The 21,901-nt window shown below is 70.7% G+C and carries 19 protein-coding genes; 3 read left to right on the top strand and 16 right to left on the bottom strand.

The genetic code is table 11. The features are described 5' to 3' along the window. Positions 1-296: 296 nt before the first annotated feature. From ACFXAE_RS14150 to ACFXAE_RS14125, 6 genes are all read right to left on the bottom strand, one after another. On the bottom strand, positions 297-1,964 hold the full coding sequence (locus ACFXAE_RS14150) for a beta-N-acetylhexosaminidase (protein WP_384713104.1): 1,668 nt from the start codon (positions 1,962-1,964) through the stop codon (positions 297-299). A gap of 10 nt (positions 1,965-1,974) precedes the next feature. Continuing rightward, positions 1,975-2,820 carry a carbohydrate ABC transporter permease gene (locus ACFXAE_RS14145; protein ID WP_384713265.1) on the bottom strand — a complete coding sequence of 282 codons (846 nt, stop codon included), beginning with the start codon at positions 2,818-2,820 and terminating at the stop codon, positions 1,975-1,977. Between the two features lie 29 nt (positions 2,821-2,849). Next, positions 2,850-3,809, bottom strand: a complete 960-nt coding sequence (locus tag ACFXAE_RS14140; protein ID WP_384713101.1) for a carbohydrate ABC transporter permease — start codon at positions 3,807-3,809, stop codon at positions 2,850-2,852. Beyond that, entirely contained in the window at positions 3,806-5,098 is a 1,293-nt protein-coding gene (locus ACFXAE_RS14135) for an extracellular solute-binding protein (protein WP_384713098.1), read from the bottom strand. The genes ACFXAE_RS14140 and ACFXAE_RS14135 overlap by 4 nt, the downstream gene beginning before the upstream one ends. A gap of 228 nt (positions 5,099-5,326) precedes the next feature. After that, positions 5,327-5,617, bottom strand: coding sequence for a DUF3039 domain-containing protein (locus tag ACFXAE_RS14130; protein ID WP_007498192.1), 291 nt, complete (start codon positions 5,615-5,617; stop codon positions 5,327-5,329). Between the two features lie 30 nt (positions 5,618-5,647). After that, positions 5,648-6,220: a YqgE/AlgH family protein gene (locus ACFXAE_RS14125; RefSeq protein ID WP_384713095.1), complete on the bottom strand. Its 573-nt coding sequence runs from the start codon at positions 6,218-6,220 to the stop codon at positions 5,648-5,650. A gap of 254 nt (positions 6,221-6,474) precedes the next feature. Here ACFXAE_RS14125 and murA point away from each other — a divergent pair, with 254 nt between their 5' ends. Then, positions 6,475-7,821, top strand: a complete 1,347-nt coding sequence (gene murA, locus ACFXAE_RS14120; RefSeq protein ID WP_384713092.1) for a UDP-N-acetylglucosamine 1-carboxyvinyltransferase — start codon at positions 6,475-6,477, stop codon at positions 7,819-7,821. Positions 7,822-8,130: 309 nt separating this feature from the next. Here the strand turns inward: murA and ACFXAE_RS14115 are convergent, their stop codons facing one another. The 10 genes from ACFXAE_RS14115 to ACFXAE_RS14070 form a co-directional block, all read right to left on the bottom strand. Next, complete coding sequence (locus tag ACFXAE_RS14115; RefSeq protein WP_004987462.1) at positions 8,131-8,412, bottom strand: HU family DNA-binding protein; 282 nt, start codon at positions 8,410-8,412, stop codon at positions 8,131-8,133. A gap of 362 nt (positions 8,413-8,774) precedes the next feature. Further along, positions 8,775-10,193, bottom strand: a complete 1,419-nt coding sequence (locus tag ACFXAE_RS14110; protein ID WP_384713088.1) for an NAD-dependent malic enzyme — start codon at positions 10,191-10,193, stop codon at positions 8,775-8,777. A 368-nt stretch (positions 10,194-10,561) separates the two neighbouring features. After that, on the bottom strand, positions 10,562-12,859 hold the full coding sequence (locus tag ACFXAE_RS14105; protein WP_384713085.1) for a HelD family protein: 2,298 nt from the start codon (positions 12,857-12,859) through the stop codon (positions 10,562-10,564). A 59-nt stretch (positions 12,860-12,918) separates the two neighbouring features. After that, the gene (locus tag ACFXAE_RS14100; RefSeq protein WP_384713082.1) at positions 12,919-13,686 is read right to left on the bottom strand and encodes an anti-sigma factor family protein; all 768 of its coding nucleotides are present in this window, start codon (positions 13,684-13,686) and stop codon (positions 12,919-12,921) included. 74 nt (positions 13,687-13,760) lie between these two features. Further along, positions 13,761-14,345 (bottom strand): sigma-70 family RNA polymerase sigma factor, encoded by a 585-nt coding sequence (locus ACFXAE_RS14095; protein ID WP_004930798.1) that lies wholly within the window; start codon positions 14,343-14,345, stop codon positions 13,761-13,763. Positions 14,346-14,620: 275 nt separating this feature from the next. Beyond that, positions 14,621-15,217: a CGNR zinc finger domain-containing protein gene (locus ACFXAE_RS14090; RefSeq protein WP_384713079.1), complete on the bottom strand. Its 597-nt coding sequence runs from the start codon at positions 15,215-15,217 to the stop codon at positions 14,621-14,623. A gap of 115 nt (positions 15,218-15,332) precedes the next feature. Continuing rightward, positions 15,333-16,487, bottom strand: a complete 1,155-nt coding sequence (locus ACFXAE_RS14085) for a uroporphyrinogen-III synthase (protein WP_384713076.1) — start codon at positions 16,485-16,487, stop codon at positions 15,333-15,335. Between the two features lie 119 nt (positions 16,488-16,606). After that, positions 16,607-17,965, bottom strand: a complete 1,359-nt coding sequence (locus ACFXAE_RS14080) for a nitrate/nitrite transporter (RefSeq protein WP_384713073.1) — start codon at positions 17,963-17,965, stop codon at positions 16,607-16,609. Positions 17,966-18,151: 186 nt separating this feature from the next. Further along, positions 18,152-19,048 carry a hypothetical protein gene (locus tag ACFXAE_RS14075; protein WP_384713070.1) on the bottom strand — a complete coding sequence of 299 codons (897 nt, stop codon included), beginning with the start codon at positions 19,046-19,048 and terminating at the stop codon, positions 18,152-18,154. Between the two features lie 27 nt (positions 19,049-19,075). Beyond that, positions 19,076-19,546 (bottom strand): ATP-binding protein, encoded by a 471-nt coding sequence (locus tag ACFXAE_RS14070; RefSeq protein ID WP_384713067.1) that lies wholly within the window; start codon positions 19,544-19,546, stop codon positions 19,076-19,078. Positions 19,547-19,772: 226 nt separating this feature from the next. Between ACFXAE_RS14070 and ACFXAE_RS14065 the strand changes: the two genes are divergently transcribed. Further along, positions 19,773-20,624 (top strand): helix-turn-helix domain-containing protein, encoded by an 852-nt coding sequence (locus ACFXAE_RS14065; protein WP_384713064.1) that lies wholly within the window; start codon positions 19,773-19,775, stop codon positions 20,622-20,624. A gap of 10 nt (positions 20,625-20,634) precedes the next feature. Next, positions 20,635-20,808: a DUF397 domain-containing protein gene (locus ACFXAE_RS14060; RefSeq protein ID WP_384713061.1), complete on the top strand. Its 174-nt coding sequence runs from the start codon at positions 20,635-20,637 to the stop codon at positions 20,806-20,808. Positions 20,809-21,901 lie beyond the last annotated feature (1,093 nt).

Raw genomic sequence — 21,901 nt, 5'->3', positions numbered from 1 at the left:
CCCCACCTGGTCCCACCTGTGCTGCCGTACGGTACGGCCTGACAGGGCGGACGTGGCAACTCTGGCACATCTTGGCAGGTGCCGAAGACGGGGGTCCGCTAGGAGGCATTCGCCCACCTCACCCCGGCCGTGGACGGTTTCACCCCACATCACCGGTGCGCTTCGGATTGTCACCCTTCGGTGACCTTTGCCTCTGTTTCGCGTGACCCGTTCGACACGGGACGAACAGGTGCGCACCTCCCGTTCGGGTTCCCGGCGGGGCGGGCCACCCCTGCCGGGAACCCGGGGCGGGCGGGCTACCGGTTCGGCGGCGGGCCGTCGATCGGGCGCCCCAGGACGCCCGGACGCCGCTGCCAGGGCAGCGGTCCGGTGGGCGGCCGGTAGGCGACCCCGAGGGCGTCCAGGCGCCGGTAGTGGGCGGCCATCCGCCGTTCGAAGCCGGCGAAGTCCCGGTCGGCGGGGGCGGGCAGGTCGCTCCAGGCGACCTCGGCGAGCGCGGCGAGCCGGGGGAACGTCTGGTAGTCGACGCGCCCCTGGTCCTCCATCACCTCGGTCCACACGTTGGCCTGGGTGCCCAGCACCCGCGCGCTCTCCTCGCCCGTCAACTCCGACGGTACGGGCTCGAACCGGTAGACGTCCTCCAGGGTGCGCACGTACCCGATCGGCACCGGCTCGTCGGGGCCCGCGTCCTGACGGTAGTCCAGGTACACCCACTGCTGAGGGCACATGACCACGTCGTGCCCCGCGCGGGCGGCGGCGACCCCGCCGGAGCAGCCGCGCCAGGAGGACACCGCGGCGCCGGGAGCCAGGCCGCCCTCCAGGATCTCGTCCCAGCCGATCAGCCGGCGTCCCCGCGCGGCGAGCCACTCGTCGAAGTGACCGATGAACCAGGACTGGAGCGCGTCCTCGTCGGCCAGTCCGAGGTGGGAGATCTGCTTCTGCGCGGTGTCCGACGCGCGCCACTGGTCCTTGGGGCATTCGTCGCCGCCGATATGCACGAACGGCGAGAAGGGGCCCGCGTCCGCGGGGAAGAGTTCCAGGACTTCCTCGAGCACCCCTTCGTAGAAGCGCAGGGTGTCGTCGGTGGGGGCGAGTACGTTCGGGTTGATCCCCCAGGTGTCCCAGACGGTCAGGGAGGCGGTGTCGACGACATCGGAGTTGCCGAGTTCCGGATACGCGGCGATGGCGGCCTGCGAGTGGCCGGGTACGTCGATTTCGGGGACGACGCTGATATGCCGCTCGGCGGCGTAGGCGACGATCTCGCGGATGTCGTCCTGGGTGTAGTGACCGCCGTGCGGCCTGTCGTCCCACAGCGGTGACGCGCGGTGCCCGATTTTCGTCCGGGCCCGCCAGGAGCCGATCTCCGTGAGCTTCGGATACCGCTGGATCTCGATCCGCCAGCCCTGGTCGTCCGTCAGGTGGAAGTGCAGGACGTTGAGTTTGTGCGCCGCCATCAGATCGAGATAGCGCAGCACGCCTTCCTTGGGCATGAAGTGCCGGGCGACGTCGAGCATCAGCCCGCGCCAGCGGAAGCGGGGGGAGTCCTCGATGATCTGGTGCGGGATTCCGCGGGTGATGCCGGGCCGCACGGGCGCCTTGCGGAAGGCGTCAGGACCGAGCAGCTGGCGCAGCGTCTGGGCGCCCCAGAACACCCCGGCCGCGCTGCCACCGGTGATCTCGATGCCCCAGTTGGCCACGACGGCGAGCCGGTACGCCTCGGGGGCGAGGGTGTCGTCGAGGCGCAGCCGCAGACTGTCGCGGGCGTCCTCGGGGCCGGGCCGCAGCGGCAGGCCGAGGGCGGGGCCGAGTGTGGAGCGCAGCCAGCGCTCGGTGGTCTCCGTACCGGGCCCGGCCCACAGGGTGGTGCCGGGGGCCAGCTCGACACCGCAGCGCATCGGCCCTTCGACGGTCCGGGGTGCGGGGACGAGATGCGTCGGTGAGGTCACGTCGGTCACATCAGTCATGTCAGCCACATCAGTCCTTTACCGCGCCGCCCAGTCCGGAGACCAGACGCCGCTGCACGAGTACGAAGAAGACCAGTACCGGAATCGTCATCACCGTGGACGCCGCCATGACCCCGCCCCAGTCCGGCTCGTCGGGTTTGTAGAAGACCAGCAGCGCCATCGGCAGGGTCGACTGCGAGATGTCGCTGATGATGAAGGACTTGGCGAACAGGAAGTCGTTCCAGGTGGAGATGAAGGAAAACACGCTGGTGGCCACCAGGCCCGGCAGGACGAGCGGGAAAAGGATCTGCCACAGAAAGCGCGCGCGGCTCGCCCCGTCGATGTAGGCGGCCTCCTCCAGCGCCTCCGGAACGGCCTTCACGAACCCCCGGAGCATCCAGATCGCGAACGGCAGGGAGAACGCGATGTGCGGCAGGATCAGCGACCACAGCGTGTTCAACTGGCCGAAGTCCCGCATGACGAAGAACAGCGGGATGGTCAGCGCTTCCACGGGCACCATCTGGGCCACCAGAAACATGATCAGCAGAGTGGTCCGCAGGCGGAACCGGAATCGTGTCACGGCGGTCGCGGCGAGAAAGGCGATCAGCGCGGAGGCGACCACCACGGCGAGGGCGACGACGACGCTGTTGAGGAAGTACCGGCCGAATTCCTGCTGCCCGAACACCCGCCGGAAGGAGTCCAGCGTGGGCGCGAGCGTCCAGGGGCGCGGCTCGGTCGACTCGATCTCCCCGGTCGGCTTGAAGGCGCTCAGCACCATCCAGTACAGCGGGAAGGCCACCACGGCCGCGACCAGCAGCGCCGCCGACTCGGCCGCCAGCCGCCCCGGACGCCGCACGAACCGGCGCAGAAGATTCACCCGGGGTTTCCCGTCCTGGCTCACAAGGCTCACAGTTCCTCCCCCTGACGGCGCAACAGTCGCAGGTACACCAGCGTCACGGCGAGGAGGATCAGCAGCATCACCACGCCGATCGCCGCGCCGAGGCTGTACCGCGAGGACGCGAACGCCTGCTGGTAGGCGTAGACGTTCAGGACCAGGTTCTGGCCGGCGATGCCGCCGCCGCCCGTCATGACGTAGATCTGGGTGAAGACCTTGAAGTCCCAGATGACGGACTGGATGGTGACGACGACCAGGATCGGCCGGAGCATCGGCGCGAGCACGGAGCGCCAGATCCGCCACTGCGAGGCCCCGTCCAGGGACGCGGCCTCCAGCACCTCGGACGGCACGGCGCGGATCCCGGCGTAGACCGTCACCATCACGAACGGGAAGGAACACCAGACCACTTCGAGCAGGACGAGGAAGAAGGCGCTGAACCTCTCGTACGTCCAGGAGTGGTCGCCGAGCCCCAGCACCCGGTTGACCGGCCCGAAGTCGGCGTCGAAGAGGAGCAGCCAGACCGTGGACCCGGTGATCGCCGGGGTCGCCCACGCACCGAGCGCGGCCAGCATCAGCGCGAGCCGCGGCACGGCCCGCACCCGCGTGAGCAGCACGGCGAGCACGCACCCCACGGCCAGCGTGCAGACCACACACGCCGCCGCGAACACCACGGTGGCCAGCAGCACCTGCCAGAACTGCTCGTCCCCGAAGAGCTCGGCGTAGTTCCCGAACCCCTCGAAGGTGGTCGCCTCTCCACCGCTGACCTGCGCCTGGGTGTAGTGAAAGAGCGAGATCAGCCCGAGTTGGTAGATCGGGTAGGCAAGCAGCCCCCCAAGGACGACGAGAGCAGGCGCGAGATACAGCCAAGGGGCACGGGAACCTCCCCGGGGGCGCGGGGAACCGGGCGAGAAACCACGAACGGCCCGCACCCGTCGACGCGCCGGGGCCCCCGGGCTCATGGGCCCTGTCATCCGGCGGATCCGAACGCCTCGTTCATCCTCTTCGCCGCATCGCCCGAGGCGGTCGCGACGTCCTTCTTACCGCTGACGATCTCCTGGAACATCGTCGGCAGCACGAGCGACGAGTCGATCTGCGCCCAGGCCGGGGAGGCCGGCACGAACTTCGTGTCGGCCGCGAGCGTCTCGACGAACGGCTTCACGAAGGACTCCTTCACGGCCACCTGCTCCCGCACGTCCGAGAACGTCGGCAGGAACCCCATCGCGCCGAACATCTCCCCCTGCGCCTCCTTCGACGCGAGCCGCTTCATCAGGTCGACGGCGAGGGTGCGGTGCGAGGTGGACTTCAGCACGCCGAGGTTGTTCCCGCCGGCGAAGGCGGGGGCGATGGACCCGGCCTCGACACCCGGCAGCGGTACGACGGCGTACTTGCCCTTGACCTTCCCGGCCTCCACGGCCGCGTGGCTGAAGTCGCCGCCGATCGCCATGGCCGCCTTGCCCGAGGCGAACGCGGTCACCGTGTCGTTGCCGCCCATGCCGGCGCACTTGGCGGCCGGGCAGTTGTCGTCGCCGAAGAGGGAGGTGTACGCCTCGATGCCCTCGCGGGAGTCGGCGCTGTCGATGGCGGAGGCGTACGAGCCCTCCTCGCCGGTGGCGAGTTCGCCGCCGTGGGCCCAGATGAAGGGCATCGCGCCGTAGGTGTAGGCGCCGCCGACCGCGATGCCGTACATCTCCGGTTTCGCGGCGTGGATCTCCTTCGCGGTGGAGATCAGCTCGGCCTGGGTCTCGGGGACGTCGAGGCCGAGTTCGCCGAAGACGTCCGTGCGGTAGTAGAGCGCGCGGACGCCGACGAAGTACGGGGCCCCGTAGACCTTGCCGTCGACGGTGACCGACTGCCTGGCGGTCGGGTCGGTGTCCTCGGCCTCGTCCCAGGCACCGAACTCCTCGGTGACGTCGGCGAGTCCGCCGTCCTTCACATAGCCGGCGGTGTCGGTGTTGCCGTACTCGATGAGGTCGGGCGCCGACTTCGGGTCGTTGAAGGCGGCCTTGATGCGCTGGGCGCGGGTCTCGACGGGGATGTACTCGACGGTGACCTCGGCGCCCTCGTGCGCCTTCTCGAACGCGGCGAGGACGGAGTCGACGACCTGTTCCTTGGGCTTGTTGTTGACCTCCTGGAAGAGCCAGACGCGGAGGGTGCCGGTCTTCTCGTCCTTGTCGGAGGAGGAGGTCGTGGAGGTCTGGGGCGCGCAGGCGGCGGTGACGAGGACGGCCGCGGCGGCGACCAGGCGGGCGGACAGCTTCATGGAGTTGCTCCTCCGAGCGCGTTGCAACATATGCAATGGCGGTTTCGCTGTGCACAACACACCGGAGGTTAAGGACTGGGTGAACCACGCCACAAGAGGTCTCAACCACTCCGTGACCGGCGGACGCACCCTGCGCAACGCGCGAACAGCACAAAGGCCTCCGGGGCACGCAAAGCGCACCCCGGAGGCCTCGGAGGAGGACCGGACCGACGAAGGGAGGGGACGGACCTACTTGTCGCCCTTGCCGCCCTTGCCCTTGTCGTCGCCGCCGGCGCCCATGGACTCGTAGATCTCCTTGCACATGGGGCACACCGGGTACTTCTTCGGGTCGCGGCCGGGCACCCACACCTTGCCGCACAGCGCCACGACGGGGGTCCCGTCGAGGGCGCTCGCCATGATCTTGTCCTTCTGGACGTAGTGGGCGAAGCGCTCGTGGTCACCGTCGCCGTGGGAGGTCTGCGGCGTCGGCTCGACGAGGGTCCCCGTACCAGTCCCGCGCTCGGGCTCAAGAGTGCTCATAACAGCCAAGGGTACTGAAGCTCACACGCATCAGTTGAGCGAAGGGTCGTCCGGATACGTGGCCACCATCGCCAGCTCGCCCCGCTGGCGGCGCAGCACCTCGCGCCAGAGCCGCTCCGGGGACGGGGAGGAGACGTCGCCGGGCTCCGACTCCACGACGTACCAGGCGCCGTCCACCAGCTCGTCCTCCAGCTGGCCGGGGCCCCAGCCGGCGTATCCGGCGAAGATGCGCAACGAGCCGAGGACGGAGGCGAGCAGCTCCGGTGGGGCCTCCAGATCGACCAGCCCGATCGCGCCGTGCACCCGGCGCCAGCCCGGCGGCACGGCCTCCCCGCCCGTCCCACCGGGGACGACGGCGACGCCGAGGGCCGAGTCCAGCGACACGGGGCCGCCCTGGAAGACGACACCCGGTTCGCCGGCCAGGTCCGCCCAGCCCTCCAGGATGTCGCCCACGTCAACCGGCGTCGGGCGATTGAGGACGACACCGAGGGAGCCCTCCTCGTCGTGGTCGAGGAGGAGCACCACCGCGCGGTCGAAGTTCGGGTCCGCCAGGGCGGGAGTGGCCACGAGCAGCCGCCCTGTGAGCGAGGACACCTCGGTCATGCCAGACATGATCCCGCATCTCGCGCCCGCGTGGGGAGGCAACGGGGGGAGGGGAGTGAACGCAGCTCAGGGCGGACTGGAGCATGCCCGGCGCACGACGGGGGCGGTGACCCCACGTACCCGGCTCCGAACCCTCCGTGTTGTGACAGACCCATGACGTTCCGGGGCCCTCCTCGGGCTTACGGAAGGGGGGCCGGGGGCGACTACCCTTTCCCTTCTGGCCCCTGCCCCACTCTCCACGGAACGCGAGATTCATGACCGTCAACGACGTCGATGACGTACTGCTTGTCCACGGCGGAACCCCGCTGGAGGGCGAGATCCGTGTCCGCGGTGCGAAGAACCTCGTACCGAAGGCCATGGTCGCCGCGCTGCTGGGCAGCGCACCGAGCCGTCTGGGCAACGTCCCGGACATCCGTGACGTCCGGGTCGTACGGGGTCTGCTGCAACTGCACGGCGTGACGGTCCGTCCGGGCGAGGAGCCCGGCGAACTGGTGCTCGACCCCACGCACGTGGAGAGCGCCAACGTCGCTGACATCGATGCCCACGCCGGGTCCTCGCGGATCCCGATCCTGTTCTGCGGCCCGCTGCTGCACCGGCTCGGGCACGCGTTCATCCCGGGACTCGGCGGCTGCGACATCGGCGGCCGGCCCATCGACTTCCACTTCGACGTGCTGCGGCAGTTCGGCGCGACCATCGAGAAGCGGGCGGACGGCCAGTACCTGGAGGCCCCGCAGCGGCTGCGCGGCACCAAGATCCGGCTGCCGTACCCCTCCGTCGGCGCGACCGAGCAGGTGCTGCTGACGGCGGTCCTCGCGGAGGGCGTCACCGTCCTGTCCAACGCGGCGGTGGAGCCGGAGATCGAGGACCTGATCTGCGTCCTGCAGAAAATGGGCGCGATCATCGCGATGGACATCGACCGGACCATCCGCATCACCGGTGTGGACAAGCTCGGCGGCTACACCCACCGCGCCCTGCCCGACCGCCTGGAGGCCGCCTCCTGGGCGTCCGCCGCGCTGGCGACCGAGGGCAACATCTACGTCCGCGGCGCCCAGCAGCGCTCGATGATGACGTTCCTGAACACCTACCGCAAGGTCGGCGGCGCCTTCGAGATCGACGACGAGGGCATCCGCTTCTGGCACCCCGGCGGTCTGTTGAAGTCCATCGCGCTGGAGACGGACGTGCACCCGGGCTTCCAGACGGACTGGCAGCAGCCGCTGGTGGTCGCCCTGACCCAGGCGACGGGCCTGTCCATCGTCCACGAGACGGTCTACGAGTCCCGGCTCGGCTTCACCTCCGCGCTCAACCAGATGGGCGCGCACATCCAGCTGTACCGCGAGTGCCTGGGCGGCTCCGACTGCCGCTTCGGCCAGCGCAACTTCCTCCACTCGGCGGTCGTCTCGGGCCCGACGAAGCTCCAGGGCGCGGATCTCGTCATCCCCGACCTGCGCGGCGGCTTCTCCTACCTCATCGCCGCCCTCGCCGCCCAGGGCACCTCCCGCGTCCACGGCATCGGCCTGATCAACCGCGGCTACGAGAACTTCATGGAGAAGCTCGTGGAGCTGGGCGCGAAGGTGGAACTCCCGGGCAAGGCGCTCGGCTGACCCTGCCCACCACGCCACCCCGGCCCCGGCCCCGGCAACACCGCCCCGGCTGGGGGTCCGGGGGTCACCCCCCGGGAAGACACAGCATGGAGAAGCTCGTGGAGCTGGGCGCGAAGGTGGAACTCCCGGGCAAGGCGCTCGGCTGACAGCAGCCTTCACGGATACGCCGATGGGGCGATCACCCACACTGGGTGATCGCCCCATCGGCGTATGTGAAAGCGCCTCCAAGGGGCGCGGGGAACTGCGCGATCAGCCACAGACTGCCGGCAGTCGCCCACGGCGCCAGACCTGAACGGCGCTTACGCGCCCTTACTTGCCCTTGGCGGCTTCCTTGAGCTTCGAGCCCGCCGACACCTTCACGCTGTACCCCGCGGGGATCTGGATCGGCTCACCGGTCTGCGGGTTGCGCGCGGTGCGCGCGGCCCGGTGGGTGCGCTCGAAGGTCAGGAAGCCGGGGACGGTGACCTTCTCGTCGCCCTTGGAGACGATGTCGCCGACGACCTCGGCGAACGCGGCCAGCACGGCGTCGGCGTCCTTGCGGGTCACCTCGGCGCGGTCGGCCAGCGCGGCCACCAGCTCACTGCGGTTCATGTTGTTACTCCCGTGTTCTTCTTGCCGTTGAGGCGTGCCACGCGGCGGAGCCGCATGTCGGGCACGGCCAAGCCGATGCTGCCAGGTTCCTCGGTGGGTCCCCGGACCCGGGTCCGTCGTCAGACCCTCGCGCCCAGGGACGCATCCTGCCTCTACCTGCGGCGGTAATGCCAATCCGGCACCCGCAGGAGTCGTGAGAACACCCCAGGGAGTCACACGAAGAGCGCCACGGCCCGGCCGCCACCATAAAGGGCGACCAGGACCTCCGGGTGCCCCGACGCGCCGGTTCCAACCGGCCGTGGCGATCCTCACAGCCCTCACGGTGCTCGTGGCCCTCGTGGCCCTCGTGGCGCCCGGCTCCCCTAGGAGGCCGACGCCCCCGCCGCCTTCGCCGCGTCGCGCACCGCGCCGGCGACGGCACCGGCGACCTTGTCGTTGAAGACGCTGGGGATGATGTAGTTCGGGTTCAGCTCGTCCTCGGTGACCACGTCGGCCAGGGCCTGTGCGGCGGCCAGCATCATCTCGGTGTTGACGGTGCGGGACTGGGCGTCGAGCAGACCGCGGAAGACACCCGGGAAGACCAGCACGTTGTTGATCTGGTTGGGGAAGTCGGAGCGGCCGGTGGCCACAACGGCCGCCGTCTGGCGGGCGATTGCCGGGTCGACCTCGGGGTCGGGGTTCGCGAGCGCGAACACGATGGCGCCGTCGGCCATCGCGGACACGTCGTCGCCGTCGAGGACGTTCGGGGCGGAGACGCCGATGAAGACGTCCGCGCCGCGCACGGCCTCCTTCAGGGTGCCGGTGAGGTTCTCGGGGTTGGTGTTGTCGGCGATCCAGCGCAGCGCGGAGCCGGGGGCGGCGTCCACGAGGTCCTCGCGGCCGGCGTGCACGATGCCGTGGATGTCGGCCACCACGGCGTTCTTCACACCCGCGGCGAGCAGCAGCTTCAGGATGGCCGTCCCCGCGGCGCCGGCGCCGGACATCACGACGCGGATGTTCTCGATCGCCCTGCCGGTGACCCGCAGGGCGTTGGTCAGGGCGGCGAGGACGACGATCGCGGTGCCGTGCTGGTCGTCGTGGAAGACGGGGATGTCCAGGGCCTCGCGCAGCCGGGCCTCGATCTCGAAGCAGCGGGGGGCGGAGATGTCCTCCAGGTTGATGCCGGCGAAGCCCGGCGCGATGGCCTTGACGATCTCGACGATCGCGTCGGTGTCCTGGGTGTCCAGGCAGATCGGCCAGGCGTCGATGCCGGCGAACCGCTTGAACAGGGCCGCCTTGCCCTCCATCACCGGCAGCGCGGCCTTCGGGCCGATGTTGCCCAGGCCGAGGACGGCCGAGCCGTCCGTCACGACCGCAACGGAGTTGCGCTTGATGGTCAGGCGGCGGGCGTCCTCGGGATTCTCCGCGATCGCCATGCACACGCGGGCCACACCGGGCGTGTAGATCATGGACAGGTCGTCACGGTTGCGGATGGGGTGTTTCGACGCCATCTCGATCTTGCCGCCGAGGTGCATCAGGAACGTACGGTCGGAGACCTTGCCCAGGGTGACGCCCTCGATGCCGCGCAGCTCCTCGACGATCTCGTCGGCGTGCGAGGTGGAGGAGGCCGCGATGGTGACGTCTATACGGAGCTTCTCGTGGCCGGACGCGGTGACGTCGAGGCCGGTCACCGAGCCTCCGGAGGACTCCACGGCCGTGGTGAGCTGCGAGACGGCGGTTCCGCTCGCGGGCACCTCCAGCCGGATCGTCATCGAGTAGGAGACGCTGGGCGCCGTTGCCATGGCCGACTTCCTCTGCTTTTACCGTGTCGCTAAATGTGCCGTCCGATCGTCGCACCTACCCCTGAGTACGCGGTAGCCGCCCTGGATTGCGGACGTTTTGTTCACCGACACGTACCGCATGACGGAAGGCACTTTCCGCTTCACGAGAGGGCATCGGGCAAGGAAAGAGGCCCACGTCACGGGAAGTGACGTGGGCCTCTCGAGCGCCTGAGTGGCACCGACCCGCCATGCTCGCCTCGCGGCAAGTGGTCGCTCGAAGCGACTAAGGTTGGGCCCGGGGGCTTGGATCGGGCCGGTGCCACACCAAGGCTAACAAACGGATCCGGTAAGGCCATTCCCGTGGCGCAATCCGTTTTTCCGAGCGCCCCTCAGTCCCTCAGCAGATCCGGCACCCCGGCCGCGTCCGGCTCGTCGCGGTCCGCCGAGACCACCGTCAGCTGTTGCGTGGCCCGGGTCAGGGCGACGTACAGCACCCGCAGACCGGCCGGGGACTCGTCGGCGATCTCCGCCGGGGAGACGACGATCGTCGCGTCGTACTCCAGGCCCTTGGCCTCCAGGCTGCCGAGCGCCACCACGCGGTCGCCGAGCCCGTCGAGCCAGCGCCTGGCCTCCTCGCGGCGCTGCATGGCGACGACCACGCCGACGGTGCCGTCCACCCGCTCCAGCAGCCGGGCCGCCTCCGCGCGCACGGTCTCCCCCAGGGCGCCCTCCGCGACGGCGAAGCGCGGCTCGACGCCGGTGGAGCGCACCGCCCTCGGCGACTGCGAACCCGGCATGGCGAGGGCGAGCACCTTCGACGCCAGTTCGGCGATCTCGGCGGGGTTGCGGTAGTTCACGGTGAGCTCGAAGCGGCGGCGCGGGCGGGTGCCGAGGGCCTCGTCGCGGGCCTGGGCGGCCTCGTCGGGGTCGGACCAGGAGGACTGGGCCGGGTCGCCGACGACCGTCCAGGTGGCGTGCCGGCCGCGGCGGCCGACCATGCGCCACTGCATCGGGGTGAGGTCCTGGGCCTCGTCGACGATGACGTGCGCGTACTCGACGCGCTCCTGGGCGAGCCGCTCGGCCCGCTCGCGCTGTGTCTCCTCGCGCACCGGCATCAGCTCCTCCAGGCCGGTGAGCTGGTCCAGCGGGTCGAGCTCGCGCTTCTTGCGGGGGCGGGCCGGGGTGCCGAGGATCGCCTGGAGCTCGTCGAGCATCGCGATGTCGTGCACGGAGCGGCCACCGCGCTTCAGCGCGCGGGCGACCTTGCGGACCTCGCCGGGGTTGAGGATCCGCCGGGCCCAGCGGCCGAGGCGCCGCTCGTCGGCCATGGCGTCCAGGACGGCGGCCGGGGTCAGCTCGGGCCACCAGGCGTCGAGGAAGGCGATGAAGTCGTCCTCGGTGGTGACGTCCTCGTCGAAGGAGGAGCGCAGCTCGGCTGCGAGCTGCGGGTCGGTGTGCCGGTTGCCGGCGCCGGAGCGCTCCCACAGGGCGTCGAGGAGCAGCCTGCGGGCGCGGGGGCGCAGCAGGTTGACCGGGGCGGTGCCGCCGAGGGCGGTGTGGCGGATGCCCGCCAGTTCCTCCGCTTCCAGTTCCAGGCGCCGCCCGAAGGCGACGACCCGCAGCCGCTGCGGTGGACCGCTCGGCTCCAGCGCTCCGCGCGCGGCCTTCCGCAGCACCTTCAGCATGCGGTACGAGCCCTTGGCGCGGGCCACCGACGGGGAGTCGTACAGCGTGGCCTCGGCGCCGTCGACCAGCGAGCCGATGGCGCGGACGGCGACCTGGCCCTCCTCGCCCAGGGAGGGCAGCACGCCCTCGGTGTAGGCGACGAGGAGCGGGGTGGGCGAGACGATGAGGATGCCGCCCGCGTACCGGCGCCGGTCCTGGTAGAGGAGGTAGGCCGCGCGGTGCAGGGCGACGGCGGTCTTGCCGGTGCCGGGGCCGCCCTCGACGTACGTCACGGAGGCGGCGGGGGCACGGATCACCAGGTCCTGCTCGGCCTGGATGGACGCCACGATGTCCCGCATGGTGTGCGTACGGGCCTGGCCGAGCGCGGCCATCAGGGCGCCGTCGCCGATCACGGGCAGTTCGTGGCCGTCCAGGGACGCCGTCAGCTCGGGGCGCATCAGGTCGTCCTCGACGCTTCGGACCCGGCGGCCCTTGGAGCGGATGACGCGACGGCGCACGACCCGGCCGGGGTCGACCGGGGTGGAGCGGTAGAAGGGGGCGGCGGCCGGCGCCCGCCAGTCGATGACCAGCGGGGCGTAGTCCTCGTCCAGGACGCCGATGCGGCCGATGTGCAGGGTCTCGGCGATGTCGGCGGTGTTGTCGGGGCGTACGGCGCCCTCGGCGGGCTCGACGGCGGTGTACGCGCCGTCGGGGCCCTTCTTGCCGTCCTTGCCGAGCAGCAGGTCGATCCGGCCGAAGAGGAAGTCCTCGTACTCGTTGTTCAGCCGGTTGAGGTGGATGCCGGCCCGGAAGACCTGGGCGTCCCGCTCGGCGAGGGCGCCGGGCGTGCCGACCTGGCCGCGCAGGGCGGCGTCGCGCATGAGGAACTCGGCCTCGTGGATCTTCTCCTCGAGGCGCCGGTACACCCGGTCGAGGTGTTCCTGTTCGACGCTGATCTCCCGGTCGCGAACGGAGTCGTGAACCGGATCGACCGCGGTTTGCTGTTGAGCCTGAGCGGCCACCGGGCCCCCTTCTGACGTGCTGGGCAGCCGTCAACCGTACGCGAAGGGGGCCCGTAAGGCTACGCGTCGACCTCGACGAGCAGCTCGCCGTCGAAGGTCATGAACTGGAAGTGGTCGATCTCGTTCGGCTGGAAGGCTGCGCCGCCCTGGACGTACAGCGGCTGCCTGGCCTTCTCCGACTTGGCGTCCGGCAGTCCGTAGCCCTCGCCGGGGACGGACCAGGAGGTGACGGTCTCCCGCTCGCCGTTCTTGCCGACGGCGATCAGCGAGCACTTCTGCGGGCCCTTGACGTTCTTCAGCTCCGTGACGACCTCGGTGCCCCAGAGCTTCTCCTCCAGGGCCACGGTCGCGGTCACCTGGGTGCCGGGATCGGTCGCCATGATCTTGTCGGAGCTCTTGTCGAAGGCCACCTTGGCGGGGTTGGCCGCGAGCGTCTGCTTGGTACCGCTCCCACTCCCGCCCCCGCCCTCGTCGCCCCCGCCGCTGGCCGCCACGGCCACGAACGGACCGCTGACGATCAGCGCGCCGGCGGCGGCCACCATGTAGAAGTTACGGCGGCGCTTCCTCGCACGGCGCTCGGCCACCTCGTCCACCAGCTTCTCCACCACGCGCGGGGAGGGCTTGGCGGAGAGCGACTCGCCCAGCGCGGGCGTCCCGGTACCGGGCAGGTCCGCGAGCGCGGCCAGCATCGGTTCCATACCGGCCAGTTCGTCGAGCTGCTGGGCGCACCACTCGCAGGTCGCGAGGTGCGCCTCGAAAGCGGTTGCTTCGGCGTCGTCGAGGATGCCGAGGGCGTAGGCGCCGACGGTCTCGTGCTCGTTCGGCACCGGTGATCCCTCCATGGCACCAGACATACCCGTACCGCCCGTGCCGAATCCCTGGTTTCCCCCGTACACACTCATCACGCCGTCACCCCCCGCTCCTCCAGAGCCAGCTTCATCGACCGCAGGGCGTAGAACACCCGGGAGCGGACGGTGCCGCTGGGTATGCCGAGTGTCTGGGCCGCCTCATTGACGGTACGCCCCTTGAAGTACGTCTCGACGAGAACCTCCCGGTGAGCCGGGGTCAGGTCGTCGAGCGCGTCCGACAGCGTCATCAGCCACAGCGCCTTGTCGATCTCGTCCTCCGCGGGGATGACCTCCAGCGGCGACGGATCGACCTCCTGCGGCCGGGCCTGCCGGCTGCGGTGGCCGTCGATGACGATGCGCCGGGCGACCGTCACCAGCCAGGGGCGTACCGAACCGGTCGCCCGATTGAGCTGACCGGCGTTCTTCCAGGCACGGATGAGCGTTTCCTGGACGACGTCCTCGGCGCGCTGCCGGTCTCCGGCGACCAGCCGCAGGACGTAGGCCAGCAGAGGTCCGGCGTGCTCGCGGTACAGCGCGCGCATCAGCTCCTCGTCGGGTTCCGAGGGCTGTGAGGACATGCGATGTCGGGCCCTCGCTCCACGTTCATTGGCCACGGCCGCATCCTTGCGCACGCCCACCTCCGGTGTCCGGGGGATCCCCCAGTCGGTCGCTCGACAACCGGTACGGACGGCGGGGGGCGGGTGTTCAAAGGGAGATGGCAGTTTTCCGCGAGGTCATGTGACGACCGGGACATGACCCCACAATCCCCCCGCCACTTCTTTACATTTCCGACACGACGGCAAGGGTGTGACACCCATCACAGGGCGAGGGCGGTGAACGGCGGTGTAACCGACGTCACTTCGCCGTTCCTTCCCGGCCCGGACGCAGAAGCCGCACAAGGGACACCGGTCTTCTAGGTCCGCGCGAGTGCCGCGCGCCGGCGGTGGCGGGCCACCCGCTCCCGGTTGCCGCAGATCTCGCTGGAGCACCAGCGCCGCCTGCGCCCCCGGGAGGTGTCGAGGTACACGATCGGGCAGTTGTCGCCCTCGCACTGCCGCAGGCTCCCGCGTGCGACGGGGTCGGTGAGCAGATCCACCGCGTCCCGCGCGACGGCCGCGAGCAGCGCCGCGCGGCCGGGCGGGCCGTCGAGGCGGCGCACCAGCACGCCGTCCTCACCGGGCACCGCGCGGGGCGCCGGGGGCGCGGTGCGGGCGAGCTCGTTGACCCGGGCGAGCGCCAGGTCGTACGAGGGGACACCGGGCGCCGGCCGGCCGCGCACCAACGGGACGAGCTGCCCGCGCAGTTCACGGAAGGCCACCGGCCAGGAGGCGTCGGCGTGGGCGAGCACGGTGCCCGCGGGCACGAGCCCGGAGCCGGTGATCCAGGCGCGCAGCACCTCCACGGAGCCGAGCCGTTCCACGGGATGGGTGGTCGCGAGCAGATCCAGGCAGACCCGCCCGGTGTCGAACCGCAGCTCGTGGGGCGCCGCCGTGACCGTACCCAGTGCCATGTTCCTGCCACCGCCTAGGTTGGCCCCGCGCGAGGGGGCCGGTGAGCGATCCGGGAAGCTGTTCCCTTCCCACAGTGCCTTCCCGTCCCGGTCGCCGGAACCCCTCGCGCCGCGCTCAGCCCTCCCCGTACTTCGACTCCGCCACCGGGTCCAGGGCGAGGCGGTAGCCGCGCTTGACGACCGTCTGGATCAGCTTCGGGGCGCCCAGGGCGGAACGGAGGCGGGCCATGGCGGTCTCCACCGCGTGTTCGTCGCGGCCCGCGCCGGGAAGGGCGCGCAGCAGCTCAGCGCGGGAGACGACCCAGCCGGGCCGCCGGGACAACGCCCGCAGCAGTGACATCCCGGCCGGCGGTACGGGTCTGAGCGCGCCGTCCACCAGGACCGCGTGCCCCCGGATCTCCACCCGGTGCCCGGCGACGGGCAACGCGCGGGCACGGGAGGGCAGTTCCCGGCAGAGCAGCTGGACCAGCGGGCCGAGCCGGAAGCGTTCGGGCTGCACCGTGTCGATGCCGCGGGCCTGCAGCGGCAGCGCGGTGACCGGGCCGACGCAGGCGGACAGCACGTCGTGGCCGAGCGCGGCCAGCAGGTCGTCGAGCAGCCCGCGGTCCTCCGCGCGGGACAGCAGGGACGCGGCGGCGGGCGCGCTGGTGAAGGTGACCGCGTCCAGGGTGCGGGCGACGGCCGCGTCGATGAGGCGGTCGACCGGACCGAGGTCCTCCGGTGGCATCCACCGGTACACCGGCACCCCCACCACCTCCGCTCCCCCGGCCCGCAGCGACTCCACGAACCCGGGCAGCGGCTCACCGTGCAGCTGTACGGCGAGCCGCAACCCGTCGACGCCCTCCTCCAGCAGCCGGTCGAGCACCTCCGCCATGGACTCCGACGCCGGCGACCACTCCTCGGTCAGCCCGGCGGCCCGGATCGCGCCCTTCACCTTGGGGCCGCGCGCCAGGATCCGCACTCCGCGCAGCCGCGCCAGCAGGTCCTCGCCCAGTCCCCAGCCGTCGGCGGCCTCCACCCACCCCCGGAACCCGATGGCGGTGGTGGCGACCGCGATGTCCGGGGCCTGCCCGATGATGTCCTTGGTGGCGGCCAGCAGCTCGCTGTCGTCGGCGAGCGGCACGATCCGCAGGGCCGGGGCGTGCAGCACGGCAGCTCCGCGCCGCTCAAGGAGCACGCCCAGCTCGTCGGCCCGGCGCGCCGCGGTCACCCCCACGGTGAACCCCGCGAGGGGCCCGTGCTCCGGTGGCTGCTCTTCTTCGTCGTACATGGCTCTCGTCCCGGCTCGAGTCGGCGTACTGCAGGGAGATGCGGCTCCGCCTCCCTGCCGACCGAGCCTGTCAACGATGCGTGACAGGCTCGGTTCGGCTTCGTGTCACCAGTGTTACGTCATACGTTGGCGTAGCTGAGCTGCGACTTCTCCTCCGGGGCGGCATCCGTGTCCGTCGGCCGGGCCGCCGGGCGGCGAAGGTATACCGCCCAGGTGACCGCGAAGCAGACCGCGTAGCAGGCGAGGAAGGCGACGAACGCGCCGGTGCCGGAGCCGTAGGAGAGGAAGGACTGGCGGAAGGCCAGGTTGATGCCGACCCCGCCGAGCGCGCCCACCGCGCCGATCAGCCCCATGGACGCCCCCGACAGCCGCCGCCCGTACGCGGCCGCCTCCTCACCCGCCAGTCCCTTGGCCCGTGCCTTCGCCTGGAAGATGCCGGGGATCATCTTGTACGTCGACCCGTTGCCGAGGCCGGTCAGCACGAACAGGACGACGAACGCGACGGTGAACAGCGCCAGCGACTTCTGCATGGAGGCGACGATCAGCACGGAGGTCGCCGCGCCCATGGCGACGAAGTTCCACAGCGTGATCCTCGACCCGCCGTACCGGTCGGCGAGCGAACCGCCCACCGGGCGGATCAGGGACCCGAGCAGCGGGCCGATGAAGGTGACGTACGCGGCTTCGAGCGGCGTGCGGTCGAACTGGTTCTGCAGCACCTGCCCGAAGGCGAAGCTGTAGCCGATGAAGGAGCCGAAGGTGCCGATGTAGAGGAACGCCATGATCCAGGTGTGCGCGTCCCGCGCGGCGTCCTTGGCGGCGCCGGTGTCGTTCTTCACCGAGGCGAGGTTGTCCATGTAGAGCGCGGCGAGCACGGCGGCGACGACGATCAGCGGGATGTAGATGCCGAGCAGCACGCGCGGTCCGCCGCTCGCGCCGATGATCGCGAGGGCGGCGAGCTGGATCACCGGGACGCCGATGTTGCCGCCGCCGGCGTTCAGACCGAGCGCCCAGCCCTTCTTCCGCAGCGGGAAGAAGGCGTTGATGTTGGTCATGGAGGAGGCGAAGTTGCCGCCGCCGATTCCGGCCAGCAGGCCGACCAGCAGGAACGTGGAGAAGGACGTCCCCGGCTCCATCACGGCGAACGCGGCGACGGTGGGCACGAGCAGCAGCCCCGCGCTGATCACCGTCCAGTTCCGCCCGCCGAAGACCGCGACGGCGAAGGTGTACGGCACCCGGACCACGGCGCCGACCAGCGTGACCATCGACGTCAGCAGGAACTTGTCGGCGGGCGTCAGCCCGTACTCGGGGCCCATGAAGAGCACCAGCACGGACCACATCGTCCAGATCGAGAACCCGATGTGCTCGGACAGCACGGAGAAGAACAGATTGCGCCGGGCGATCTTCTCCCCGGTCCGGTTCCAGAAGGTCTCGTCCTCCGGGTCCCACTGCTGGATCCAGCGGCCGCTGCGGGCTGTCATGAGGCCTCCACTGCTCTCCGGGGCGCGGGCGGTGCCGCGAGGGGCTGATCCCGAAGGTAGGGAGGGGTCGTTTCGTGGCTGTGGCGGGCGGTGACCGCTGGGGAACGTTGCTCTCACCCGTGGCGGGGGCCGGGTGAGAGGTGTCCGGCAGGGGGCGCGGGCGGTGCCGTGAGGTGCGGCGCCGCGTCAGCGCTGCGGGGGCTGCCAGTGGGGGTTCTGCTGGGGGTGGGGCGGCTGGGCGGGGTGCCCGTACGGGGGCTGGGGCTGGGCGTAGGGGCCGGGAGCCTGGGGCGGGGTGCCGTACGGGGCGGGGGCGGGTGGGGTGCCGTAGGCGGCCGGGGGCTGCTGGGCGTACGGCATCGGGGCCTGCTGGGGCGGGTGACCGTAACCCGGTACCGGTGCGGGCATTCCGGGTGTCGGGGCCGGCATCCTTGGACCCTGGGCTCCGTACGGGCCGCCCCCGAAGGGGTTGCCGTGCTGCCCTGGCACCTGCCCGCCCGGGGGCAGGTAGCGCACCCGGCCCGTCCCGTCTGCCACCGGGGCGAAGCCGGCCGCCTGCAACCGGGCCGCGAACTTGGCGTTGCGCTTGCGGGTGACGACGAAGCCGACGCCGAAGACGGCCATGAGGGCCAGCCAGATCACGGCCGCGATGACGAAGTCGTCGGATGTGCCCCCGAGCCGGTAGGCGACGACCACACAGCCGATGGAGACGCCGAGGGCGCCGTACCCCATCCGCTTCTCGGCGCTCTTGCCGGTGAGGTCGAAGTTGATGCGGGCCTTGAGGAGTTCGAAGGCGTCCGGCACGAGCGGCGGCACCGAGACCCCGTCACCGGCGTTCGGGTACTGCGCCCAGTTCTGCGCGGCGCGGGCGCGGGCCTGCGGACTGTGATCGGGCACGATCAGCATCCTCAGCTGGCTGTTGTTCCCGCCACCCTGCCGTACGTCCGCGTACTCGTACCCGAACTGCTGGGCGACGAAGGCGAGTTTGGCGAGCTTCTTCACGGACGCCATCGCACTGGTGAGCTCGACCGGCTCCCCGCTCGCCATCAACCGCAGCATCTTCTGCGTCTGCCGCTTGCTCATCCTTGTTCCGCCCCCTGGCCACACCGTTCACTTCCGCAACAGGGGCAGTGTGGCACGCCCGCCCACCTCGAACCAGAGCAGTTTCCCGGCCCCTCGCCCCAGCGCACCGCCCTCCAGGGCCCAACCGCCCCACGAGTCGGCGTACTCCTGCACGAGACGCAGCCCACGCCCGGTCTCGGCGCCGTCCGGAGCGAGCGGGGCGGAGTCCTCGCCGGACCCGCCGAACGGAGCGGGGACGTACGGGTCGCTGTCCCACACCCCGACCCGCAGCCGGCCGTCGCCCAGCCCCGTGAGCCGCAGGGAGGCGGGCCCCTTGGTGTGCAGGTAGGTGTTGGTCACCAACTCCGACGTCAGCAACTCCACGACGTCGACGGCGTCCTGCATGCCGTGCCCGTCGAGCGCCGCCCGCACCGTCATACGTGCGACGCGTACCGCGCGGGGGTCACGGGGGAGGCGAAGGGCGTACGTCCAGGGGTGGGGCGGGGCTACGGTGACCATGGTTGTCTCCGGGGATCAGAGCGGGACTTGGGTTTCACACTCACGGCCACGCCGGGCGGTGGCAGTGCCTCGATCGGTGCGCTTCCGGCTTACGAGCGCGGCGGGTGAGCGATACCGCTACGGTAGAGCCGGTCTGGAAGATAAATCTCCCAACTACGGGAGGTTCATCTTCGATTAGCTCGTGCGAGGGACATGAGAGCCGCTTCGCGGCCAGGAAGGACACGCTGTGCCGCCCACGAACAATCCGACGCTGCGGCAACGGAGACTGGGCGCCGAGCTGCGCAAACTCCGCGAGAAGGCGGGGTTCACGGTGACCAGGGCCGCCGAGCACCTGGGCGTCAACCAAGGACGCGTGAGCATGATCGAGACCGGTCGCAGCCCTGTGAGCGCCGACCTCGTACGCGGGATGGCGTCCGCCTACGACTGCTCCGACCAGGCCCTGGTCGACGCACTGGCCGCCATGACCGGGCGCCGACGCCGGGGCTGGTGGGAGGAGTACCGCGAACACCTGCCCGCCGCACTGGTCGACCTGGCGGAGCTGGAACACCACACGACCGCGCTACGCGTCGCCCTGGTGATCCACATTCCGGCGCTCCTGCAAACCACGGACCACGCCCGTGCGCTCTTCTGCGAAGCGGTACCGCCTTTGAGGCAGTACGAGATCGAGCACCGCGTGACCCACCGCATCAAGCGCCAGGGCATTCTCCATCGCGAGGACCCTCCGCCCTACACGGCGGTGATCCACGAGTCCGCCCTGCACATGGGGTACGGCGGCTCCACGACCGTCCGCGCCCAGCTCCAGCACCTGCTGGACATGAGCGAACTGGAACACGTCACCGTTCGGATCATCCCGTTCGGCAAGGGCTCCTTCCCGGGAACGGGACAGTCGATCGACTACCTGCTGGGTCCCGTCCCGCAGCTCGACACCGTGCAGCTGGATACCCACCACGGGTGCGAATTCCTCGACGCGGAAGCCCAGTTGAACAAGTACCGTTCAGTGCTCGACCGCATGGAGTCAAACGCCCTCAAGCCTGCCGAGTCCCGCGATCTGATCCACCGCATCACCCAGGAGACCTGAGAGAGTGACGATGTCCGATCACGCATGGCGCAAGTCCTCCTACAGCCCAGACGCCTCCAACTGCGTCGAAGTGGCCACCACTCCCGCCACCGTCCTCGTACGCGACTCGAAGGACGCGTCCGGCTCCCGGCTCGACCTCTCCCCCACCACGTGGGCCGTCTTCCTCACGCACATCACGAAGTGACCGTCGGGCCACTCGCTTCTTTGCAGTGTCGTGCTTCCACGGGCCGCGTCAAGGGCGCTGCGTTCCGCTGCGCTGCACTCCGCGTCGCCTTCGGCGATGGGCCTGCGGCCCACCCTTGACCCGGCCCGCTCCAGCACGAGGGAGAAGCGAGCGAGCGGCCGGAAGAGAAGCGGGGGCCAGGCACGCTTGCGACCTGCCGTCGGCTGACAGTCACCCGGAGTTCGCGGTACGCACTCGTACCTCGCCTGCACGCCGGGCCGGTTCAGCGACTACCGCCAGGTAGCGGGCGGTGCGCACTCGCATCTCGACGGCACGCCACGTGCACTCAGCGACTACCGGCCGGTGGGCAGTGGGTGCGGTCTCCGGCCAGGAGGGTAGGGAGGCCCGTCACCAGTGGCAGCAGCGCAGGCGAGCCCTGCCAGGCAGGTACCGGGGGCATCGATCGCCGGTCGCCGAGCACGATTGGAGCGTTCCTCCATCTCTCCGCCCCGCCCCACGGCTTCCACTCCGTTCTCTGCCTCGCCTCCCTTGGAGAAAGGCTCCAATCATCGCCCGATGGACAGTGACAGGGCGGATTTGTTCCACCTCTTCCCGGCGGCCCAGCGCCTCCACCGACGGTTTCGTCCGTAGGGAACTGTCGAGGGCGGGGCACATCTGCCCATCGTCCTTCCCCCCGGATCCCCACCACCGCCACCACCGCCACCACCGCCACCACCACCGCCACCACCGCCACCGAGCGATAGCCGCCAAGCCCACCCGCCATCCAGGCGAGACGCGACCGCGCATCCGCCACCCGGCGACAGCCGCTGAGCCGGCCCGGCGTGCCGCCACCCGCCCAGCGCGCGCCCGCACCACCCAGCCGCCGACAGCCGCTGAGCCGGCCCGGCGTGCAGGCGAGGCGCGAGTGCGCCCGCAGACCTCGGGTGACTGGCCAACGCTCCCCGCATCGCGAGCGCGCCCAGGCCCCCCGCTTCCCTCCGGCCGCTCGCTCGCTTCTCCCCCGTGCTGGAGCGGGCCGGGTCAAGGGTGGCCCGGAGGGCCATCGCCGTAGGCGACGCGGAGTGCAGCGCAGCGGAACGCAGCGCCCTTGACG

Origin of the sequence: Streptomyces sp. NPDC059454, assembly GCF_042749965.1 — a bacterium.
GTDB lineage: Bacteria > Actinomycetota > Actinomycetes > Streptomycetales > Streptomycetaceae > Streptomyces.
This window is presented reverse-complemented; position numbering and strand designations above follow the sequence as displayed.

Bases quoted from the DNA above. Each gene is read 5' to 3' on its own strand.
- ACFXAE_RS14150 (WP_384713104.1), bottom strand. From the start codon at position 1,964: ATGACTGATGTGACCGACGTGACCTCACCGACGCATCTCGTCCCCGCA.
- ACFXAE_RS14140 (WP_384713101.1), bottom strand. From the start codon at position 3,809: ATGACAGGGCCCATGAGCCCGGGGGCCCCGGCGCGTCGACGGGTGCGG.
- ACFXAE_RS14135 (WP_384713098.1), bottom strand. From the start codon at position 5,098: ATGAAGCTGTCCGCCCGCCTGGTCGCCGCCGCGGCCGTCCTCGTCACC.
- ACFXAE_RS14130 (WP_007498192.1), bottom strand. From the start codon at position 5,617: ATGAGCACTCTTGAGCCCGAGCGCGGGACTGGTACGGGGACCCTCGTC.
- ACFXAE_RS14125 (WP_384713095.1), bottom strand. From the start codon at position 6,220: ATGACCGAGGTGTCCTCGCTCACAGGGCGGCTGCTCGTGGCCACTCCC.
- murA (WP_384713092.1), top strand. From the start codon at position 6,475: ATGACCGTCAACGACGTCGATGACGTACTGCTTGTCCACGGCGGAACC.
- ACFXAE_RS14115 (WP_004987462.1), bottom strand. From the start codon at position 8,412: ATGAACCGCAGTGAGCTGGTGGCCGCGCTGGCCGACCGCGCCGAGGTG.
- ACFXAE_RS14110 (WP_384713088.1), bottom strand. From the start codon at position 10,193: ATGGCAACGGCGCCCAGCGTCTCCTACTCGATGACGATCCGGCTGGAG.
- ACFXAE_RS14090 (WP_384713079.1), bottom strand. From the start codon at position 15,217: ATGGCACTGGGTACGGTCACGGCGGCGCCCCACGAGCTGCGGTTCGAC.
- ACFXAE_RS14085 (WP_384713076.1), bottom strand. From the start codon at position 16,487: ATGTACGACGAAGAAGAGCAGCCACCGGAGCACGGGCCCCTCGCGGGG.
- ACFXAE_RS14080 (WP_384713073.1), bottom strand. From the start codon at position 17,965: ATGACAGCCCGCAGCGGCCGCTGGATCCAGCAGTGGGACCCGGAGGAC.
- ACFXAE_RS14075 (WP_384713070.1), bottom strand. From the start codon at position 19,048: ATGAGCAAGCGGCAGACGCAGAAGATGCTGCGGTTGATGGCGAGCGGG.
- ACFXAE_RS14070 (WP_384713067.1), bottom strand. From the start codon at position 19,546: ATGGTCACCGTAGCCCCGCCCCACCCCTGGACGTACGCCCTTCGCCTC.
- ACFXAE_RS14060 (WP_384713061.1), top strand. From the start codon at position 20,635: ATGTCCGATCACGCATGGCGCAAGTCCTCCTACAGCCCAGACGCCTCC.